Here is a 20,310-nt window from a genome sequence, read left to right on the forward strand (position 1 = left end):
TAGTTGCCCCAATTTCTATCCTAAAATGTATGTTTAATCCCTACTATTTTAACATAGATTTTGACGAATTTTGACCACAAGTGTTTGAACTTAAAAACTATGAATTACATTTCTGTTTATATATTTATAGAAAAAATTCTATTTTTATTTTGTATTTTCTTCTAAAAAGGTGTAACCTTAAATGGTAGCTGAAGGAGGTCTGAGGATGAAAGAATTTAGTAGTTTAGATGTAGCTAAAGCGGCTGTTAAAGTTTCAATGACCGCATCGAGAAGTGAAGAAGATCAATTAGTTCGTGAATTAAGATCGCAAGGTATTTATGCCACTGCAGTGGATATCGGGGGAAATTTACTTCAATCCATTCCTAAAATTATTGAGCGTGCGATTATTGCCTCACGTAAAACAAATGTGACAAAAGAATCTTTTATTTTAGATGGAGCTGTTGCAGGTGCAACACGTGATGCCATTATGCAAGTTTCAATGAAAGCAACTGGGTTAAATGCAGGAGGTAAAGTTGCCATTGCTCGCTGTGGTGAAAATTTAACCGTCTGTATTTTCTTAAGTATTGGGTTACTTCATTTAGATGATGTCGTCATCGGTCTCGCCCATCGTTCAGTACCTGCAAATCTGTAATTTTATAAATAGATAAAAAAATCTCTATATTCCTTTTGACATTTATTACCAAAACTCATATAATAATCATAATTTAAAACTACTCAATAGTAGGAAAACATAAATCAACGGTGATTTATGAGGTAGAAATTATATGGGGATTTTGTAGGTTCGTAGAATGGTAGCTCAAGTAAATTAAACCTCTATTTACATAGGGTTTTTAAAGTCTACCTACAACTCTCTTTATAAGAGAGTTTTTTTTATTTCCATATAAGCAGGTGATGTTTGACTCATCTGAGTTTAACAAGATAAAAAATGAATATAGGAGATGATCGTATGAAAGCCAGCAAACTGTTAAAATTTGTAGGTGTTGGGATGGTTTTTAGTAGTTTTTTATTTGCTTGTAGTCATAAAGACTCAGATGTAAAAACGATAGGTGTTTTACAGTACATGGAGCATGGTGCATTAGATGCAGCTTACGAAGGTTTCATCGCAGGATTAGCCGAGGAAGGATATATTGAAGGGGAAAATATTAAAATTGATTTAAAAAATGCTCAAGGGGATCTTACAACCGCTCAAACTATTGCTAATCAGTATGTAAGGACGATGTGGATATGATGTTCGCCATTGCAACACAAGCTGTTCAATCTGCCTATAATGCAACAAAAGACATTCCTATCTTAATGACTGCGGTGACTGATCCTGTTGAAGCTGGAGTCGTAAAAGACTGGAACCAGTCAGGAACAAATGTGACAGGAACGAGTGATTTAACGCCTGTTGCTAAACAAATGGAATTGATTACCGAGTTAGTTCCAGAGGCGAAAACAGTTGGTGTGATTTATACAACGAGTGAGGTCAATTCGGAAGTTCAAGTCAAGATGGCAGAAGAAGCCGCCTCTAACTTAGGGTTACAAGTGATTCGCGTGGGAGTCACAACGGTTAATGATATTCCTCAAGCAGTTGCATCTGTGATTGATAAAGTTGATGCGATGTATGCCCCAACTGATAACTTAATTGCAAGTTCGATGCCAGTTTTATGGAATGCTTGTTTAGATAAAAAAGTTCCCATTGTTGCTGGAGTGGATACGATGGTCATTGATGGTGGTATTGCAACTGAAGGGATTGATTACTATCAATTAGGATATGAGACAGGTTTAATGGCTGCTCAAGTATTAGAAGGAAAAGATCCAAGTACGATGCCAATTAATACCCTTCAAAATACAACGTTAATCGTGAATCAAAAAAATGCAGAAGCCATTGGATTATCCATTCCTGATTCGATTTTAAAAGGTGCTGAAATTATAGGAGGTGAATAAGATGGGAGTTTTATTAACAGTCTTAGAGCAAGGACTCATTTTTGGGATCTTGGCTCTAGGTGTTTATTTGACTTATAAAGTGTTAGATTTTGCTGATTTATCGGTTGAAGGAACCTTCCCACTAGGAGCGGCTATTACAGCCTTCCTTCTGACACAAGATGTCACTCCCCTACTCGCTGTGTTAATTTCTTTTTTAGGTGGCATGTTGGCTGGAGCTGTGACAGGAATTTTGCATGTTAAGCTTAAAATTACGAATTTGTTATCAGGAATTTTAGTGATGAGTGGTCTTTATTCCATTAACCTACGTATTATGGGAAAAGCGAATATTCCACTGTTTAATGAAGAACGTATTTTTTCAGGTGCGATTCCTATTTTATTAACCATTGTGATCATTGTAGTGTGTGTTAAAATCATCGTCGATTTATTTTTAAAAACGAAGTTTGGATTTATGATTAAGGCCACAGGAGATAATCCCCAATTAGTGACGACATTAGGGGTGAATCTAGGATGGGTTAAAATTGTATGTTTAATGGTTTCGAATGGATTGGTCGCTTTAGCAGGATCATTAAGTGCTCAGTATCAAGGATTTGCTGATGTTGGGATGGGAACAGGAACGATTGTCATTGGCTTAGCCGCCGTTATTTTCGGTGAAGCGATTTTTAAAAAAGCACGTTGGATTCTTCCAACCACGATGGCTATTATTGGAGCGATTTTATATCAAGGATGTACAGCTATTGCGTTACAGCTAGGATTCCCTGCAACAGATTTAAAATTATTAAGTGCGTTAATTGTTACATTAGCTTTAGCGTTAAATAATCATAAAATTAAAGCTTTTCCTACCCTATTATCTAAAACTTCGAAACCATCTAACATTAAAGGAGGGATTGCGCGTGCTAAACATTCAACAATTAAGTAAAACGTTTTATCCGAATACCGTCAATGAAAAGAAAATTTTTCAGGGGTTGGATTTAACGATTGAAGAAGGAGAGTTTGTGACGGTGATTGGAAGTAATGGTGCCGGAAAGTCAACCTTATTAAATCTAATCTCCGGAACGTTAACACCCGATGCAGGGGTTATTTCCTTACTTAATCATGAGATTACCCAACTAAAGGAATATCAACGGACACGCTTTATCTCACGCGTCTTTCAAGATCCAACGCTCGGAACTTCACCTTCTTTAACCATTCAACAAAACTTATCCTTGGCTCGTAATAAGGGAAAACGATTTGGTTTAGCATTTTTAGAATCTAGAAAAGATATTGAAACATTTAAAGCAATAGTTGCTCCTCTCCAACTTGGGCTTGAAAATCAATTGCAAACTCCAGTTGGTCTATTATCAGGAGGGCAACGTCAAGCGATCTCTTTAATTATGGCGACTTTGGTGAAGCCCGATTTATTACTGCTTGACGAGCATACGGCAGCACTCGATCCTAAAACATCCGCTAAAATTATGGATTTAACGAATCAAATGGTCCAAGAATCAAAGATTACGACGTTAATGATTACGCATAATTTAACGCATGCGATTAAATATGGATCTCGTTTAATCATGCTACATGAAGGACAGATTGTTCTTGATATTAGTGGCCATGAAAAACAAGAACTAACGCCTGAAAAATTATTACATCAATTTGAAAAAAATGTGCATAATGGATCGCTCAGTGATGAATTATTATTCTCATAAAAAAGTGATGTCACGTAGCGACATCACTTTTTTTATGAATGGAAAAGAGACGATTCGATCTCTTTTATAAAACTGATCTAATATCATGATATCGTCGTATCTCCCCTATTCTACGATTTAAAGACTTTATTTTTAGTCGTTGATAGCTACGATTTTAAATACGATAGGCTACTTTTTTAAAACGTATTTAAAAATACCTTTTTGGAAAAAAATAGAAATAAACGTTTGACTTTTATTATTTAAGCTCATATAATAATCATAATTCATTGAAATCCAACTTAATCAATAGAAAATAATCCATGAGGTTGGTGTCTTTAGTAAATAGAGAGGTTTGAGAGACAACTCCTTTATTCTCAGCCAAAAGGTAATGTGATGTGAAGATAAAGAGGATGGTTTTACTCATTATGAGTTGAACAAAATAGATAATGATAGGAGGATGATCATATGAAAGCTAGTAAAGTATTAAAAGGTCTAGGGGTTGGGATGATTTGTTGTTATTGTAGCTTTCTAGCTGGTTGTAGTCAAAAGACGGATTCAGATATGAAAACGATTGGTGTTTTACAATATACAGAACATGCTGCCCTAGACGCTTCTTATGAAGGATTTATTGCTGCTTTAGAAGATGAGGGATATGTTGACGGAGACAACATTCACATTGATTTTAAAAATGCACAAGGACAAAATCCAACGGCACAAACCATTGCCAGCCAGTTAGTGAATAGTAACGTTGATTTAGTTTTTGCCATTGCGACACCAGCGGCTCAAGCGGCTTATAACGCGACAAAAGATATTCCAATTGTGATCACAGCGGTGACTGATCCTGTGGAATCAGGGTTAACAAAGGCATGGGATGTGAGCGGAACAAATGTGACAGGAACGAGTGATTTAACACCTGTGGCTAAACAAATGGAACTGATTCAAGAACTGTTACCTGAGGCAAAGACAGTTGGGATTTTATATACAACGAGTGAAGTGAATTCGGAAATTCAAGTGGCATTAGCAGAAGAAGCTGCGGCTAAGTTAGGGCTTGATATTATCAAAGTTGGAATTACATCTGTCAATGAGATTCCAAATGCCATTGCTTCTGTTGTTGATAAAGTTGATGTGATTTATACCCCAACCGATAATTTAGTTTCAAGCTCAATGCCAGTCGTTTGGAATGCCTGTCTTGAGAAAAAAATTCCAGTTGTCACAGGTGAAGAAGGAATGGCTAAAAAAGGTGGCGTTGCAACCGAAGGTATTGACTACTTCCAGTTAGGTTATGAAACAGGTTTAATGGCTGCTGAAGTATTAGAAGGAAAAGATCCAAGTACCATGCCAGTTAAAACGTTAGAAAATACGTCTTTAGTTGTGAATCAAGAACATGCCGATGCGATTGGTTTAACCATTCCGGATAGTATTTTAGAACGAGCTGAAATTGTAACGAGTGAAGAATAACAGGCTGGATTCCCCTACTCTAACATAAAAGGATTAATTTGTTGCTAAAATGTATATCAAAGAAAGAGAGGTCTAAAAATTAGACACCTCTTTCTTTTTTTTGCCAAAAGGTTGCATCAAAGAACTGGAATGAGTAAAATAATTACGTAGTAAGATTAAAAAATAAATAACGTGGAGGCTTTTTTATGGCAAAAAAAGTAGCAGTAGTATTTACAGGTGGAACCATTTCAATGAAAGTAGATCCACGTCTGAAGGCCGCCATTCCGTCAATGTCTAGTGAAGATATTATGTCAATGGTCACAAACATTGATCAAATTGCTGAGCTTGATATTGTAGAGTTTGGAAAACTTCCAGGACCACATATGACACCCGAAAAAATGATGGAGTTAAAACGTGTGGTAGAAGAAAAATTAAATCAGGACGATATTGTAGGTGTTGTCGTAACACATGGGACGGATAACTTAGAAGAAACAGCTTATTTATTAGATATTTGTTTAAATACTGAGAAACCAGTCGTTGTCGTTGGAGCAATGCGCAATGGATCAGAACTTGGTTATGATGGGCCAAGTAATTTAGCAGCTGCTATCTGTACAGCGGTTCATCCTAAATCACGAAATAAAGGAGTCTTAGTTGTCTTAAACAACGAAGTCAATGCAGCCCGTGAAGTGACTAAAACTCATACGATGAGCCTGGATACATTTAAATCGTTAGAGTTTGGTCCAATTGGTATTGTCGATCAAGATGATGTCATCTATTATCATAAACAATCGATTCCAACTAAGCATGTGCAGACGGATCGTATTGAAACGGATGTTCATTTACTGAAAGCTGTCTCAGGAATGGACTCTACCCTTTTAGATTTCTTAGTTGAAAAAGGGGCGAAAGGAATCGTCATTGAGGCGATGGGACGAGGAAATGTTCCACCAATGATGATGGAAGGAATCAAACGTGCCGTTGCTCATCAAATTCCGGTCATTATCGTGTCTCGTTGTCCAATGGGACGTGTACTAGAATCGTATGGTTATGACGGTGGTGGTGCTCAATTAGTTGAAGCGGGAGCTATTTTAGCAAGTAACTTAAACGGTCAAAAAGCTCGTATTCAATTAATGTTAGTTCTAACAGTCGCTAAAAACTTAGAAGAAGTCAAATCATACTTTATAGATTAATTAAAAAGCGCAAAAGGAGGAAATTTCGCCTTTGCGCTTTTTTTCTATTAAGATAATTCTTCAAGTAAATATTGTTTGAAGTCTTCTATCACGACTTCTTTTTGAGTTAGCCATTGATCGTAAGTCGTCATTTGGGCTGTTATATCACGCAACGTATCTGCAATGACAGAGGCAACTTTTGTAATATTGTTTTCATAAATACATTCAACGTCATCAATGGAAACAATTATATGAGCGACGGTTTCCATGAGGGTCTCCATGACTTCATCAGCATGCTCTTCAAGTTGTGAATACAAAATCTTTTTAAGTCGTGTGATTGAAGATGAAGTTTGATACGCTTGTTCGAGGAAGCCTAAGAACTTTTCAAAATCATCGACGCTATCTTGAGGTTCGATTTCAAATAAGATTTTGAAGAAGAGATTCCAATGGAACTCTTTATTCATCACATCCCTAAAATACGGCCCAACAATCTGCGCGAACTTATTCGTATAATGAGGTTCACGTGAGAAAATAATTGGAACGTTGAATTCGACTTCCTCATTTGAAATTTGAGAAATACGTTCAAGTGCCTTAATAAGAGAATCACTAATATTTTGAATTTCTAGCATCCCATTTGGAAAGAATGTGTATTTCATGATGGTTTGGCATGCTTTTTTAATATTAACGTTCATTCCCAGTTGCTCTTTTAACTGTTTAGCAAAGACATCATTACACATTTTAGCCATCACTTCTTCTAGGTTACGACGTTGATACTCTTCATCCGTTTGTCGTTGTTCCACATTTCGGTAAATGGTTAATAATTGTTTATCGAGTAAAGCTAAGTTATTTTTAATCGAGTGCATCATTTCAATTAATAAATCATCGACTAAAAGGAAGTTATAATTTTTATAAATAATTTTATGTTCAATTTCACCCCAGAATGAGTTAACAAGTGATTTAATCTGTAACTCAAAGGGTAACTCATTATTCGTATCTGTGACAATTCCATCAATTCTGAAGATTTTAAATCCATTTTTCTGTTTTTGTGGTTGACGCCCGTCTAAGCTTAATTTAACATTTGGATTCATTTCATTATAATAGTACCCATCATCATTTCTCACATTAAAATGTTTTTTTAAGACTTTATAAATCGCACGTTCATCTTGTTCAAAGCGACATTCAATACGAACTCCAATTAAATCGGATAATTGATAAATCAGGCGGATGGGGTCATTGTATTTTTTATAGTATCCTTGGCGAAGAATTTTTTCTTTTAAGCTGTCTCGTCCTTTCACACGAGTGGTAATATTTAAATACTCCATCGTATGGAGGTTCATAATTTCAGTGAATTCCATCTGAAGTAATTTTGAAATGACTTCTAGTTGATCACGTTCTTTATCAAGTGTCGATAATGCTTTTTCAATATATCTAAATTCTGCTAATGGCAAGGTTAACTCCCCTTTTTGCTTAAAATCTTACATCTTTATTTTAACGCGATTTGCAATGTGATGCTAATGGAAAATTAGTATAAATTAAAAACCTAGCAAAATATATATAAGTCCAGATAAGTTTTTTACATCGTAAAAAATTTTAACTGGGCTATAGTCTGCCTTGTACGGCATGATCATCCCATATTTCGGCTGCTATATTAAATGTAGAAAACATTTCTGTTTGTATATAGTTGCTAGGTTACCAAGCGCGTTCATCTGAAAAACCATAAGATTCAACTTCATAAAGGTATTGACTTTGACTAATATCTTTTGGAGTGACCAACCAGCCACCATTACTATCGATATCCACGCCAATAGCATTAAAAACTTTCCAAACAATATCTGAACAATGCGTGAGATTCATGTTTGTCTTAGTTGCAATCAGATTATAATTAATATCTAAAAAATCTGACATCGCTCGTTTAACGAGTTCACTGATGGTTTCTTCAGTGCGGTTTTTGAGGCGTAGCACTTTCACAGTCGGATAATAGTCCCATTTTTCAAGTGATTCTAATCGCGAACTTGTTCCATACCCTAAGGCTTCAAGAACTAGTCCCGCTTCTGCATCGAGCACAATTCCAGCATGTCCATGGCGATAGAGTAGCGTATGATTAGATTTAGTGATTAAAATATCTCCATTTTGAATATCTTGAAGCTGATGGCACTTGACTTGTTGATTCTGCTCATCGACACAACGTTCTTCTAACGTGATAAGACTAATAGGATAATCTACGACTTTAAAGTCTTCAGTTGTTTGCTTCATCACTGAAATAGAATTCTCAGCATGATTTGGCGTATAAGCATTCAGTTCAACTAAAAAATTTAGCATGGAAATGATTAAAATAAAAAAAAGAAATGTAATGAAATAATAGTTTGGTTTCATTTGATCCTCCAAAAGTGGTATAAGACAAAGTAGTTTCTCTATTATAGCATACATTTCTTTAGTTTATACAAGATTTTCTTACTTGACCCATGATTCATACCATAAAATAAAGGTCATTAAGGTCCAAATTTTACGACTATGATCCCCTCTTCCTTTAGCATGGGCTTCTAAATAGGAAAGAGCCACCTGTTGATTGATGAGATGCTCACAACTTGGCGCTAAAATGATGTCCCGTGCTTCGTCGAAAAGTTCGTTTTTAAACCATTTTTTTAAAGGGACCGGATAGCCTTTTTTCGGAGCCTCAAGGACATGAGCTGGGATAAAGTCTTCAAAAGCTTCTCGTAATAAAATTTTTGTTTGAACCCCCTCTATTTTTTCACGATGTGTTAAATATTTCGCTAGTTCGAGCACCTGTTGATCTAAAAAGGGTACCCGAAGTTCTAGAGCATGTGCCATCGTTAGTCGATCTGACTTCACTAAGAGATCACCACGAAGCCACGTTTTTAAATCAATCATTTGCATTTGTGTTAGTGGATCGAGATTCTTGATTTGATCATAGATTGGATGTGTAATCTTCGTAAAGGAGTGAGACGGCTCATAAAAGGATAGGAGCTGCTCTTTTTCTTGCTCGTTAAAGACGAAGGCATTCCCAACATATCGATCTCTTAACGGAATACAGCCGCGTCTGATAAAGTTTTTCCCTTTCATATTCGGCAAATGATTCGCCACCCATAGAAGTATTTGTTTCATTGGTTTAGGAATCGGGTTAAACAGTTTTAAGGCATCGACTTCTCGATAAATTCGATAGCCACCGAAAAGCTCATCGGCACCCTCACCTGATAAGATGACTTTGACATGTTTTCTTGCTTCTCTCGCGATGCTATAAATGGCAACACTTGAGGGATCAGCAACGGGGCTATCCAAAAACCCAATGGCTTGCCTAGCTTCTTTCATGAATTCATGAGCATTTAACGTTTTTGTCGTTAAATCTAGCTTTAATTTTTCTGCTGTTTTTATGGCCTCATTGATTTCGCTATAACCCTCTTCTTCAAAGCCGATTGTAAAAGCTTTTAAATCCTCTTTAAACGCTTTAGCACATGTTGTAAGGATAGTAGAGTCTATGCCCCCTGATAAAAAACAGCCAACTTCTACCTCACTTTGTAGGTGAGATTTGACGGAAGAAACAATGGCTTGCTGGAGTTCTTCCTTTAAGACATAGGACGTTTTTTTAGTCGGTAATAATTCTACTGTGGCATACGTCTTTATCCTTAGTCCTTTCTCAAGTGAATAAGTTAAATAAGTCCCTGCTTCAAGTGCTTTAATATCTATGAGGCATGTATCAGGCTCGGGAATGTATTGAAAGGTAAAGTAATGCTGGAGTGCTTTAAAATCGAGAAACTGTTCTTTATCGTATATGGATTTAAACACTTTAAGTTCCGATGTTAGGAAGATTCCATCGTCAAGGTGGTAATAATACAATGGTTTAATCCCAAACCGATCTCGAACAGCAATTAACTCTTGTGTTATTTCATCGTATAGCACAAGGGAGAACATCCCTCGCAGTTGAGACATGAATTCTAACCCTAATAACTGATAAAGAGTCACAATCACTTCCGCCTCACAAGAAGTTTCAAAACTGAATCCTAATTTCTCAAGTTGAGTGCGAAGTTCTAAATAATTATAGATTTCTCCGTTAAACACAAGGTGGCACGTCTTATCACTTGAATGAAAAGGCTGTGATCCACCTTCTAAATCAATAATACTTAAACGATTGAATCCTAAAATAAGTTGTTCAGATACATATAATTGTTCATCGTCTGGTCCACGGTGCTTTATTTGTTGTAAAGCATACTGCATGAATTGGAGATCCTCAATCGTTGTTTTATTTTTCATCAAGACAACTAATCCACACATGGTTATCACCTATTCAGCTAACTTATAAGATAGTTTACGAACTGATTGTCTTAGAAAGAACTAAAAAACAAAATAATTAACACAAACATTTGTTCGTTCCTTGTTCGAACGGTGAGAAAAATAGACTCAGCTACGTGTATTTTTTGCTAAATGAGTGATAAATGACTTATTTTTATGCAATGATAACGCTTAATCAGGTCAGGTGCCATTTTGCCACCGTCTGGATAATCTTAGAACGAATGTTCGGAAATATAAAAAAAGATAGCAAATGCTATCTCTTTTTAACAGTTAATAATCGTTCCACCATTGACATGGATGGTAATACCAGACATATAAGATCCTTCATTAGAAGCTAGCAACACGTAAGCACCTGCTAATTCTACGGGATGTCCCATACGTTTCATTGGCACATTCGCTCCATGTTGAGACACTTTTTGAGCATCAAATGACGCTGGAATAAGTGGTGTCCAAATGGGACCTGGTGCCACTGCATTCACGCGAATCCCTTTTTTAGCTAAATTAGAAGCCAGTGAACGAGTGAAGGCTGTTAAGGCTCCTTTTGTAGATGAATAATCCAATAAAGTTTCATTTCCTTCATAAGCAGTGACTGATGTTGTGTTAATGATGCTATCTCCTTCAGTTAAATGCGGCACCACAGCACGCGTTAAATAGAAGGTTCCGAAATAGTTGACCGCAAATGTTTTATGAAGGTCTTCATCTTTAATTTGAGTGATTTCATTTTGTGGATATTGAACAGCGGCGTTGTTTACTAAAATATTAATTTGATTAAATTTTGCTAATGTTTGATTAACAATGTCCTGTGCGAAGCTTGGATTCGTCAGATCACCTTGAATTAATAAGCATTCACCGTGCGCCTGCTCAATAGCTTGTTTAGTTTCATTCGCATCTTCTGTCTCATCATAATAAACAACAACCACTTTTGCTCCCTCTTTGGCAAAAGCAAGCGCAACAGCACGCCCGATTCCGGAGTCGCCACCTGTAATAATCGCCACTTTATTTTTTAAGCGTCCAGAACCATTATTGTATTCAGGATGATCATAGATCGGTTTGGGATCCATTTGTGATTCAATCCCTGGTTGTTTCGTTTGAGTTTGTGGTTTTGCGGTTTTGGGAAACTGACTGCATGGGCTAGTCATTTAACAAATCCTCCTTTTGATTAAAACATTCATTGATAGTTTTCACAAATGTCCTATTTTTATAAGAAAACCTTGAATGAAAATATGAACAAAAAGGCCATTAAATGTCTCTTGTCGAACCGCAAGACACATGCTATATTATAAGGTAGCAAAGTTCAAACTTTTTAGAGATTTAGGGGGACATGAGATGGATATTAAGCAACATGTTGGAATGAGAACACTAAAAACAGGAATAGCCGTTGTCATCACCGCCTGTCTCGGAAATACCTTTTTAATTAGTAACCCATTTTATGCCGTCATTGGGACGGTATTTGCGATGCAAAATACCGTTAAAAGTTCATTTGTTGCAGGAAAAAATCGATTACTTGGCACGGTACTAGGAGCTATCATTGGTTACCTATTTGCACTTGTCCATTTTGATCACCCACTTCATCTTGGTTTTGCAGTCATTGTGACGATTATTTGTTGTAATGCTTTAAAAATAAGCTCCTCTATTATCATTGCAGCAACCGTCTGTATTTCTATTTTAATGGGGATTACAGCCGATCAAAATCCACTTATTTATTCTCTTTTACGTACGACAGATACTTCAATTGGAATCATTGTGGGGATTTTAGTCAATTATTTTATTGCACAGCCGAATTACTTAGGGCGTTTAACGGATGAGATTGAAAAGATTGAACAAATGACGATTGAACTGGTCAAAAATATTTTAATTCATCAAGACTTAAATATATCTCCTTTAAATTCTGAATTAAGTCGTTTAAATGCGTTATATCATAATTATTGTGCCGATACAAAATTTCATAAGAATCCTGTTTCCTCTAAAAAATTAAAGAAATCCATTGATGCGTGCCATGACATCTATTTTCATGCTAAGTGTATTGCAAAACTGGAATTAGAGCAAACAGAGATGACGTTTGATAATAAAATGGAGATTATTGAATTTTTTAATCAAGGCTGTCAAGAAAAAGTCAAGCTTAGGGAACCGATTCATCCTATTTTTGAATATCATATTCATAAGATGTTAGACCAAATTTATTTATTAACCTCTACCGTTGAAGATTTAACGGAGCATTTGAATCCAACACAAGAATAAAAGGACTAATCAACGATTAGTCCTTTTATACTATTTTTAGAGTGAATCGGTTAATGACATGATGTTTACCACATCCAGGCATCTGCATCGCAAAGATAAGAGCTTCTTGTTTTGTTTTCCACGCAGAGTAATGACAGATTTTCACGTTATTTTCGGGAACAACATAAAGACAAAGCCAGAAGTATTCTGGATGAGCCAACACCATTTCTAAGTCATCAATATCAATGATGACATCTCCATCTAGTTCTAAAATTAAGATAGCTTGGGCTAGTGTATATTTATTAATATCAATATCTCCTTCATTCCATTTATCTTCGATGGTTTGAATGATATCGTTGATTTCTTTGATTAACTCATGTCCTTCAAGGGTTAAATCTAAGACATAAGGTGTGAATTCAGTCTCTAAATGACTGTAAATGCGATACAGGGCTTTTCGAACTTTTGTTAGCTTGGCACACTCCTCTTTGAGTTTGTGATAAAGCGATCGATTAATCAAGATGATAATGTTATTGTTTTCAAGCAAACTATGACAACATTCTAGAATTTCATCCATTTCGGATAGACAAGTTCCAATATTTGTCTTAATTCGTAACATTGTTTGACTTAACATCGCCTAAACACCCCCTTTTCTATAATATATGACAGTACCTCCTTCCGTGAGAACATAAAAAAAGAAGGCAGTTGCCTTCTTTTAAATAAACTGTTTTAAGTCACCGAGTGTATGGACGGGAGCGTGACAGCTTCCACCTTCACAGACGTAAAATGAGGGATCTTTTGATAAAGGATAGTCTGTTAAAAATGGAATTAAATCTGATAATTTGTTCTCATTTTCAGGGGTTTTTAAGATAACAGTTAAATTAAACAATGGAGATAAAGAAAGAAATGTTTTAAAATCTTCGATTTCATTGTCGTTTGTTAAGATAGCGATGAGTTCTTTACTTGATTCGAGAGCGAATTGAGCAGCGATTAAGTAAAAGGCATGACTAATTTCATAATGGGTCGCATGAGCCGCCATGAAGTTTAGTTGCTCCATCGCTTCTTTTTCTAATGTGGCGTCTCCTGTTAAGCGAGCTAAACGAATTAAGTTATAAGCTGCGACTGAATTCCCTGATGGCATGGCCCCATCGTACGTTTCTTTTGGACGAATCATTAAATGCTCAGCATCACTGCCATATAAGTAATAACCTCCCGCTTCACCATCCTTAAACAAGCGAATCATCTCTTGCGTTAGTCCGATGGCTTGTTTAAGATAGTCTGGGTTAAAAGTACTTTGATAACTTTCAATTAAACCATAGACATAAAAAGCATAATCATCTAGATAACCTAGATAATGACTTTTTCCTTCGCGGTAACGAGCGAGTAATCGTTTTTCTTCAAAGAGATGTTGATTAATAAAAGAGATTGTTTCCTGAATGAGGGTCTCATATTGCTGATCTTGTGTCACATGGTAAGCTTTTGCTAGAGCGACTAGCATTAAACCATTCCATGACGTTAGAATTTTATCATCTTTATGTAAATGATAACGTGACGCACGATACGTTAAAAGCTTCTGTCTTAACGGTTCGATGTGTGATTCGTCAAGATCAATGGATGCATGGAGACGATTGAGAATATTTTTTCCTTCAAAATTTCCAAGTGAGGTTACGCCATAATACGTATTAAAGAGCGCCCCTTCTGTTTCACCGAGTACCTCAATGATTTCTTCTGGTGTAAAGAGATAGTACTTCCCTTCTTCGCCTTCACTATCAGCATCTTCAGCACAGTAAAAACCACCGTCAGGATGATGAAGATTATTGAGGACATACTGAAGGGTTTTAGTGGCAATCATAAGATATCGTTTTTCTTCGGTGACTTCGTAGGCTTCTAAATAAGTGATAATCAGTAGGGCATTGTCGTAGAGCATTTTCTCAAAGTGTGGAACAAGCCACTCATCATCGGTGGAATATCGGGAAAATCCAAAACCTAGATGATCGAAAAGACCACCTTTATACATTTGATCCAGTGTCTTTTTCGCCATTTTGATGGCATTTTGATCACCGGTACGTAACAGATACATGAGACGATGTGATGTTGGAAATTTTGGAGCATCTCCAAACCCACCGTTTTCAAAATCATAACTCGCTTTAAAATGTTGCATGGCATGGGCAAAAAGTTTTGAATTGACTTCTTGATTAGAGTTTCGCTGTTCATTCATTTGTTCGAGATGTTCTTGAATGCCAGTTGTTACTTGTTCAATTTTTTCACGATTTTCAGACCATGTTTTAACAATGGCTCTTAACACATCTAGTAGTCCTGGTCGACCATAGCGACTATTTTTAGGGAAATAAGTCCCCGCATAAAAGGGATGAGCCTCTGGTGTCATTAAAATGGTGAGTGGCCATCCACCCTGCCCCGTTAAGCTCTGACAAACGGTCATATAAACACTATCAATATCCGGGCGTTCTTCACGGTCCACTTTAATTGAAATAAAGTGCTCATTTAAATAAGCCGCCACTTCTTCATCTTCAAACGATTCATGCTCCATGACGTGACACCAATGACACGTTGAATAACCAATACTTAAAAAAATCGGCTTATCTTCGGCTTTTGCTTTGGTAAAAGCTTCTTCATTCCATGGATACCAATCGACCGGATTATACGCATGTTGCAATAAATAAGGGGATAATTCATGAATCAAATGATTGGGGTGTTTACTTGTTGTCGTCACAAAATCAACTCCTATTCCTTTCAATAGCTCTAGTGTTTGAAAAGATCGGGCTTCCTATTCCATTTCAGGCAAGGTTAATTGAAAACGTTCGATCGTTTCAGGATAAATTTTAAGTGGCTTGAAACTTAATCGCTTAATTTCTCCCGCATTATCTACTGAAAAATAGAGTTCATAATCACCAATGGGATGATGAGCGCCAATCATTGGAGTGATTTTTAGGGTAACGGTCGTTGGTTTATAAGGTTCAGCTGTTAGGTCAAGTATCGACATTTCATAGTTATAGAGTTCCACACGCTTACCTAGGTCTTCTCCATAATACTTCACCATTTCTTCTTCAATAGCAGGTTGTAATAAATTGATCATGAGTTTTTCACAAGATTCAGGATTAACATTCATGGCATGAGCAGTCTTAGGAACTAAGTTGAAGGTAAGAACAAGAGAGAACATGACTAAAAACTGACTGATTCGGTGAATTTTCATCCATAAAACCTCCTATTTACATGAGCTTTCTCATATTATTTGTCATTCAAGGATTAAAAAAACACGACGTTGAGTGTTTTTGATTTTATTCCCCTTCAATCAGGAAGAATTCCTTTAATTTTCAACATTCATTTATAGACTGGCTTCAATTATCAAATATAGGGATGTCGTCTAATTCTTTGGTCTCTTGAAACGTTTGGGTTTCAATGTCTCCTAAAGAATCAATCAAGTACGTGGCGACATAATGAGCATAAACTTTCTCTTCATTTAAAAAAGAGGAAAAGGCTAATTTAATGGAAATTTGTGTTTCATTGATTGGTTCAATGTGAAGAAGATCGATCTCCTCTGAGTTGACTTTTAAGGGTGTAACGGCTCTTTCTTCTCTTATTTTTGCAATAATTTTAGGATATAACAGGTTAATAATCAGTTGACTTTTTAAGTCCATCCTTGTTATGTTTTCCTTTTCCTGAGATTTCTGTTTAGAATCTGGTGGGGTCATTAAACATAAAAACATCATACTGATGATTAGAATGAGACTATAAACGAATCGTACATCCATACTGGCTTCCTCCCTTTTAACTCTTAGCTTAATATTTGAAAGAAAACAGTGACTTATTCAAAAAGTGATGATTAAAATGCTAAATAGCCTTACTAACTCATCCGTTCATCCCCAAAGACATAAAGTTGATTTTTTTAGAGGGTCATCATCACTCATGGGATAAGACGACCTTTAATCGATTTAAACAGCCAGTCAAAAAAACAAGCAAGCCAAGGCCTATAAAGCCTTTACTTGCTTGTTCATGATTGCTATGGATTAAAAACTAAGATGATTTATTCTAGAGGAACGAATGGTCATCACGCCAAATGATTTCCACAGTGAGGACAGTATTGGTACGTGGCGTCTACCACTTCGTGACAGTGATGACAACGTCGTTTATTTTCTGATGGGGTATAAACGATTTCTTGATCCCATAAGGTGAGTTCCATCTTCTCATCCGCTTCAAGTGCTCTCCCCTTTTCTAATGGGATTTTAGCAATGGTTTGGCAGGTGTCACAAACAATATAATATTCTAAGCGCCATTTCCAGAGTGGAATAAAAAAGAAATGGAATTGATGATAGTGTTTAAATAACGTGAATTTTTCCGTTCCACGACAGTGTTTACACATCGTAGCCGGTAGTGGTTTAAGTTCAACGTTTTTTGTCTCTACTCCAAAAATACCAATAAAAAACATAAATCGAAAATCCTTTCATCAAACAGTCTCTCTTTATTATAATGAACCTTAATTATCTTTTAAATGAAAATTATCATGATTAATACAATTTTTTACGATTTTTAATTTTAAATGACGCTGTGTTAGACAATTTTGTTGGTGAGTAAACCTGCTTAATATCAATGATTTTTAACTAAGAATTTTTAAAGGCAATCTTTGCTTTAAGCGAATGAAGTATTAAAAACAACATTTTCGTGTAACAGAGCCTTAAATTAAGAATTTACATAACATTTTTTCGCGCTTCTCTATATAATATAGTAGCCTTAAAAAGGATGTGAAAAGATATATGTCTTATAAGTATAGAATCATGCATTTAGATCAAACAGCACATAATCTTAAGTACAAATATGGTCAAAGCTTTACTCCTACTCAAATTACATATCATCAAACAATGAATAATGCTTCTGCGCTTAAAGAACGTCATAATTTAAATAATCGGACGGATAACACCTATACTGGATTTCATCTCGTGGTAGATGATCAGGAAGCTATCGAATGCTTACCTTTAGATGTTCAGACATGGCATGCAGGTGATGGTTTTGGAGATGGGAATATGAAATCAATAGGTGTCGAGATAGCATATTCAACAAGTAGTGACATCGGCTTAAGAGATAAAGCTATCGCTAATGGTGCAACACTTATTGCTAATTTAATGAAAACTTATAATATTAGTATAAGTAATGTCTATTCTCATCGAGATCGGACTGGTAAAAAATGTCCACATGATCTGATCAGTCGTTATGGGGAAACGAAATTCAGAAACTTAATTCAATCGGAATATGAACGATTAACACAATCAAATAGTTCTACAACAGCATCAGACAAGTTTAATATTGGAGAAACAGTTACCGTATATGAAGATATTCCTGGATACATCTCTCCTGGAGCTCTTATTCCTAGTACGACTGTTAAATCCGGTGAATATACTGTTTATCAAGTAGATTATGATAGCAAACACCCAATTAAGATTTCAATGGATGGAAACAAAGCAGGTTTATGGATCGATTCAAATAATTTAATACAGTCAGATATTTCCACAACAGCATCAGACGAGTTTAATATTGGAGAAACAGTTACCGTATATGAAGATATTCCTGGATACATCTCTCCTGGAGCTCTTATTCCTAGTACGACTGTTAAATCCGGTGAATATACTGTTTATCAAGTAGCAAGTGGTGCTCCTCATCCACTCAATATTTCCATTAGTGGTAAAGCAGCGGGGATTTGGATTACTTTGACCTCCCCCGATTTTGTGATTGGAGATAGTGTTTATGTAAGTACGACAATTAAAGGATATGATTCATCGATGAGTGAAACATCCACGACAACTGTTGATCCAGGTGATTATATTGTTAATCAAGTAGATTATGACAGCGAGCACCCCATTAATATTTCAATCGATGGAAACAAAGCAGGTTTCTGGGTAGACTCAGATGAGTTAATACTTAACGATGAACTGCTATTATCTAATCAAGGTGAATAAGTTAGGTTAGTAGAAATAATTCACATTTCTAAACTCACTGTTTCATTCCAAGTATCTAAAATCGATCAAAACTATATTAAAAAAAGATATGTGAGATAAATTCGCATATCTTTTTCGATTTATCAAAGTCACTCTAGTTTAAGAACTTCTTTTAGTTAAGATTGATGAATTGTTAATTTATTTTCATTCAATAAAAAAAGGGTCTTCACTTTAAATTTGAAGACTCTTTTTAAGTTATTAAACTAATTGATTAATCCATTTTTTCGAGCGTACACGGAACATTCCGAAGAAGACTTTTACTGCTTCTTCTAATTGAACGATAATAGCAACGATCAGAAGTGGCGCATGGAAGAATTTAACCGCGATAAAGGTACCTAAAACACCAACCGTCCATAAGACCCCTAACTCTAAAATCATCGCATATCTCGTATCTCCACCCGCGCGGAAAACACCAACGATATTAATAATATTAATAAAACGGAACGTTAAGCCTACCGCAAAGACAATTAAAACGTGTGACATGAGCGTAAGTGTTGATGGCTCGAAGTCTTTATATAATTGAAGCATCACAGGAATACACATGACAAGCATTAGTCCTGAGATAATTCCAAGGACAATCCCTACCTTTAAGAATAAGATTGCATCTTGATAACTCTTTTCTTTCTCCCCGGCTCCTAGTTTCTTACCAAGCATGACCGTCGATGCATTTCCAACCCCAATTGCTGCAATAAAGAAGATATTAAAGATTGAATTGACAATATTCATAATGGAAATCGACTCCACATTAATCATCCCGTAAATCACCATGTAAGCCGTTGTACCAAGTCCCCAGAAGCATTCATTGATCACGACAGGTAAACTTGTGACAATCAGTTTATTAATGAGCTCACGATCAAACGCTAATAACACCGATAACTTAGGATTCATCGTCTCTGTTTTTAAATAAGCAAAGCCAATCACTAGGATAAATTCAACGATACGTGAAACAAGGGTCGCAATGGCAGCCCCGATGACCCCTAATTGAGGGAACCCGAATAATCCGAAAATTAAAATTAAGTTAAGGATCGTATTTAACGTTAGGGCAATGATCGAAGCAATCATTGAGAATTTAGGTTTTTCGACCGCGCGTAACCCCATACTAAATCCAAACGATAAAATCATGAACGGATAACTTAAACAAGCAATACGTAAATACTTGGCACCGAGTTCTTGAACCGCGACATCTTGAGTAAAGATACGAATAATCTGTTCTGGAATTAATAGAGCTAAGCCCGTAAAAATAGCAGCTAATCCAATCCCTAAGACTAAAGTAAATCCTAGTAAGCGGTGAATGTTTCGAATCTCTTTCTTTCCCCAAAACTGAGCAAAGTAGACCATTCCTCCACTATAAATTCCGAACATCACCATATTTAATAAAAAGTAATATTGGTTTGAAACCCCCACTGCGGCCACTGCATCAACTCCAACTTTTCCAACCATCAGTGTATCAACCATGTTTAAGCTTGAGGTCACTAATTGTTGTAAAGCGATAGGAAGCGCAATAATCCATAAATCTTTGTAAAAGGCAGCATTTTGTTTAAAATGTTGCTTCAAATTCATCATATCACATCCTTATTTTTTCCATTAAAAAGA

Annotated in this window: 17 protein-coding genes and 1 pseudogene; 8 read left to right on the forward strand and 10 right to left on the reverse strand. The window is 36.0% G+C overall.

Annotated elements, in window-relative coordinates; all coding sequences use genetic code 11:
• The first annotated feature begins 205 nt into the window (after positions 1-205).
• The 6 genes and pseudogenes from NEH74_RS12905 (at position 206) to NEH74_RS12930 (ending at position 6,214) form a co-directional block, all read left to right on the forward strand.
• A complete protein-coding gene (locus NEH74_RS12905) occupies positions 206-631 on the forward strand; it encodes a HutP family protein (RefSeq protein WP_055241747.1) in 426 nt (141 codons plus the stop codon).
• Between the two features lie 429 nt (positions 632-1,060).
• Positions 1,061-1,926 (forward strand): annotated as a pseudogene (locus NEH74_RS12910) (ABC transporter substrate binding protein).
• A 1-nt stretch (position 1,927) separates the two neighbouring features.
• The gene (locus NEH74_RS12915; RefSeq protein WP_055276171.1) at positions 1,928-2,842 is read left to right on the forward strand and encodes an ABC transporter permease; all 915 of its coding nucleotides are present in this window, start codon (positions 1,928-1,930) and stop codon (positions 2,840-2,842) included.
• Positions 2,817-3,611 (forward strand): ABC transporter ATP-binding protein, encoded by a 795-nt coding sequence (locus NEH74_RS12920; RefSeq protein WP_262941449.1) that lies wholly within the window; start codon positions 2,817-2,819, stop codon positions 3,609-3,611. The genes NEH74_RS12915 and NEH74_RS12920 overlap by 26 nt, the downstream gene beginning before the upstream one ends.
• A gap of 444 nt (positions 3,612-4,055) precedes the next feature.
• The gene (locus NEH74_RS12925; protein WP_055241755.1) at positions 4,056-5,048 is read left to right on the forward strand and encodes an ABC transporter substrate-binding protein; all 993 of its coding nucleotides are present in this window, start codon (positions 4,056-4,058) and stop codon (positions 5,046-5,048) included.
• Between the two features lie 185 nt (positions 5,049-5,233).
• Entirely contained in the window at positions 5,234-6,214 is a 981-nt protein-coding gene (locus NEH74_RS12930) for an asparaginase (protein WP_055305117.1), read from the forward strand.
• A gap of 47 nt (positions 6,215-6,261) precedes the next feature.
• Here NEH74_RS12930 and NEH74_RS12935 read toward each other — a convergent pair whose 3' ends face one another.
• The 4 genes from NEH74_RS12935 to NEH74_RS12950 all read right to left on the reverse strand — a co-directional run bounded on the left by NEH74_RS12935 (position 6,262) and on the right by NEH74_RS12950 (position 11,637).
• Entirely contained in the window at positions 6,262-7,641 is a 1,380-nt protein-coding gene (locus tag NEH74_RS12935; protein WP_055305115.1) for a GTP pyrophosphokinase family protein, read from the reverse strand.
• A 241-nt stretch (positions 7,642-7,882) separates the two neighbouring features.
• Positions 7,883-8,566 carry a YiiX/YebB-like N1pC/P60 family cysteine hydrolase gene (locus NEH74_RS12940; RefSeq protein WP_055305113.1) on the reverse strand — a complete coding sequence of 228 codons (684 nt, stop codon included), beginning with the start codon at positions 8,564-8,566 and terminating at the stop codon, positions 7,883-7,885.
• A gap of 78 nt (positions 8,567-8,644) precedes the next feature.
• Positions 8,645-10,480, reverse strand: coding sequence for an asparagine synthase (glutamine-hydrolyzing) (asnB, locus tag NEH74_RS12945; protein ID WP_055305111.1), 1,836 nt, complete (start codon positions 10,478-10,480; stop codon positions 8,645-8,647).
• A 281-nt stretch (positions 10,481-10,761) separates the two neighbouring features.
• Positions 10,762-11,637 carry an SDR family oxidoreductase gene (locus tag NEH74_RS12950; protein WP_055241764.1) on the reverse strand — a complete coding sequence of 292 codons (876 nt, stop codon included), beginning with the start codon at positions 11,635-11,637 and terminating at the stop codon, positions 10,762-10,764.
• A 187-nt stretch (positions 11,638-11,824) separates the two neighbouring features.
• Between NEH74_RS12950 and NEH74_RS12955 the strand changes: the two genes are divergently transcribed.
• Positions 11,825-12,736 carry an FUSC family protein gene (locus NEH74_RS12955; RefSeq protein WP_055305109.1) on the forward strand — a complete coding sequence of 304 codons (912 nt, stop codon included), beginning with the start codon at positions 11,825-11,827 and terminating at the stop codon, positions 12,734-12,736.
• 25 nt (positions 12,737-12,761) lie between these two features.
• Here NEH74_RS12955 and NEH74_RS12960 read toward each other — a convergent pair whose 3' ends face one another.
• The 5 genes from NEH74_RS12960 to NEH74_RS12980 form a co-directional block, all read right to left on the reverse strand.
• Positions 12,762-13,346, reverse strand: coding sequence for a hypothetical protein (locus NEH74_RS12960; RefSeq protein ID WP_055305107.1), 585 nt, complete (start codon positions 13,344-13,346; stop codon positions 12,762-12,764).
• Between the two features lie 81 nt (positions 13,347-13,427).
• Complete coding sequence (locus tag NEH74_RS12965; protein ID WP_055305106.1) at positions 13,428-15,443, reverse strand: thioredoxin domain-containing protein; 2,016 nt, start codon at positions 15,441-15,443, stop codon at positions 13,428-13,430.
• Positions 15,444-15,497: 54 nt separating this feature from the next.
• On the reverse strand, positions 15,498-15,923 hold the full coding sequence (locus NEH74_RS12970; RefSeq protein WP_055305104.1) for a DUF3888 domain-containing protein: 426 nt from the start codon (positions 15,921-15,923) through the stop codon (positions 15,498-15,500).
• A 145-nt stretch (positions 15,924-16,068) separates the two neighbouring features.
• Positions 16,069-16,482, reverse strand: coding sequence for a hypothetical protein (locus NEH74_RS12975; RefSeq protein WP_055305102.1), 414 nt, complete (start codon positions 16,480-16,482; stop codon positions 16,069-16,071).
• A gap of 296 nt (positions 16,483-16,778) precedes the next feature.
• On the reverse strand, positions 16,779-17,156 hold the full coding sequence (locus NEH74_RS12980) for a zinc ribbon domain-containing protein (protein WP_055305100.1): 378 nt from the start codon (positions 17,154-17,156) through the stop codon (positions 16,779-16,781).
• A gap of 325 nt (positions 17,157-17,481) precedes the next feature.
• On the opposite strand from NEH74_RS12980, the gene NEH74_RS12985 reads away from it, so the two are divergent.
• Entirely contained in the window at positions 17,482-18,678 is a 1,197-nt protein-coding gene (locus tag NEH74_RS12985; RefSeq protein ID WP_055305099.1) for an N-acetylmuramoyl-L-alanine amidase family protein, read from the forward strand.
• 237 nt (positions 18,679-18,915) lie between these two features.
• Here NEH74_RS12985 and NEH74_RS12990 read toward each other — a convergent pair whose 3' ends face one another.
• A complete protein-coding gene (locus NEH74_RS12990; RefSeq protein WP_055305097.1) occupies positions 18,916-20,277 on the reverse strand; it encodes an MATE family efflux transporter in 1,362 nt (453 codons plus the stop codon).
• Positions 20,278-20,310: the final 33 nt, after the last annotated feature.

This window comes from Turicibacter sp. GALT-G1 (genome assembly GCF_025594995.1).
GTDB classification, from domain to species: Bacteria; Bacillota_I; Bacilli_A; order MOL361; family Turicibacteraceae; genus Turicibacter; species Turicibacter bilis.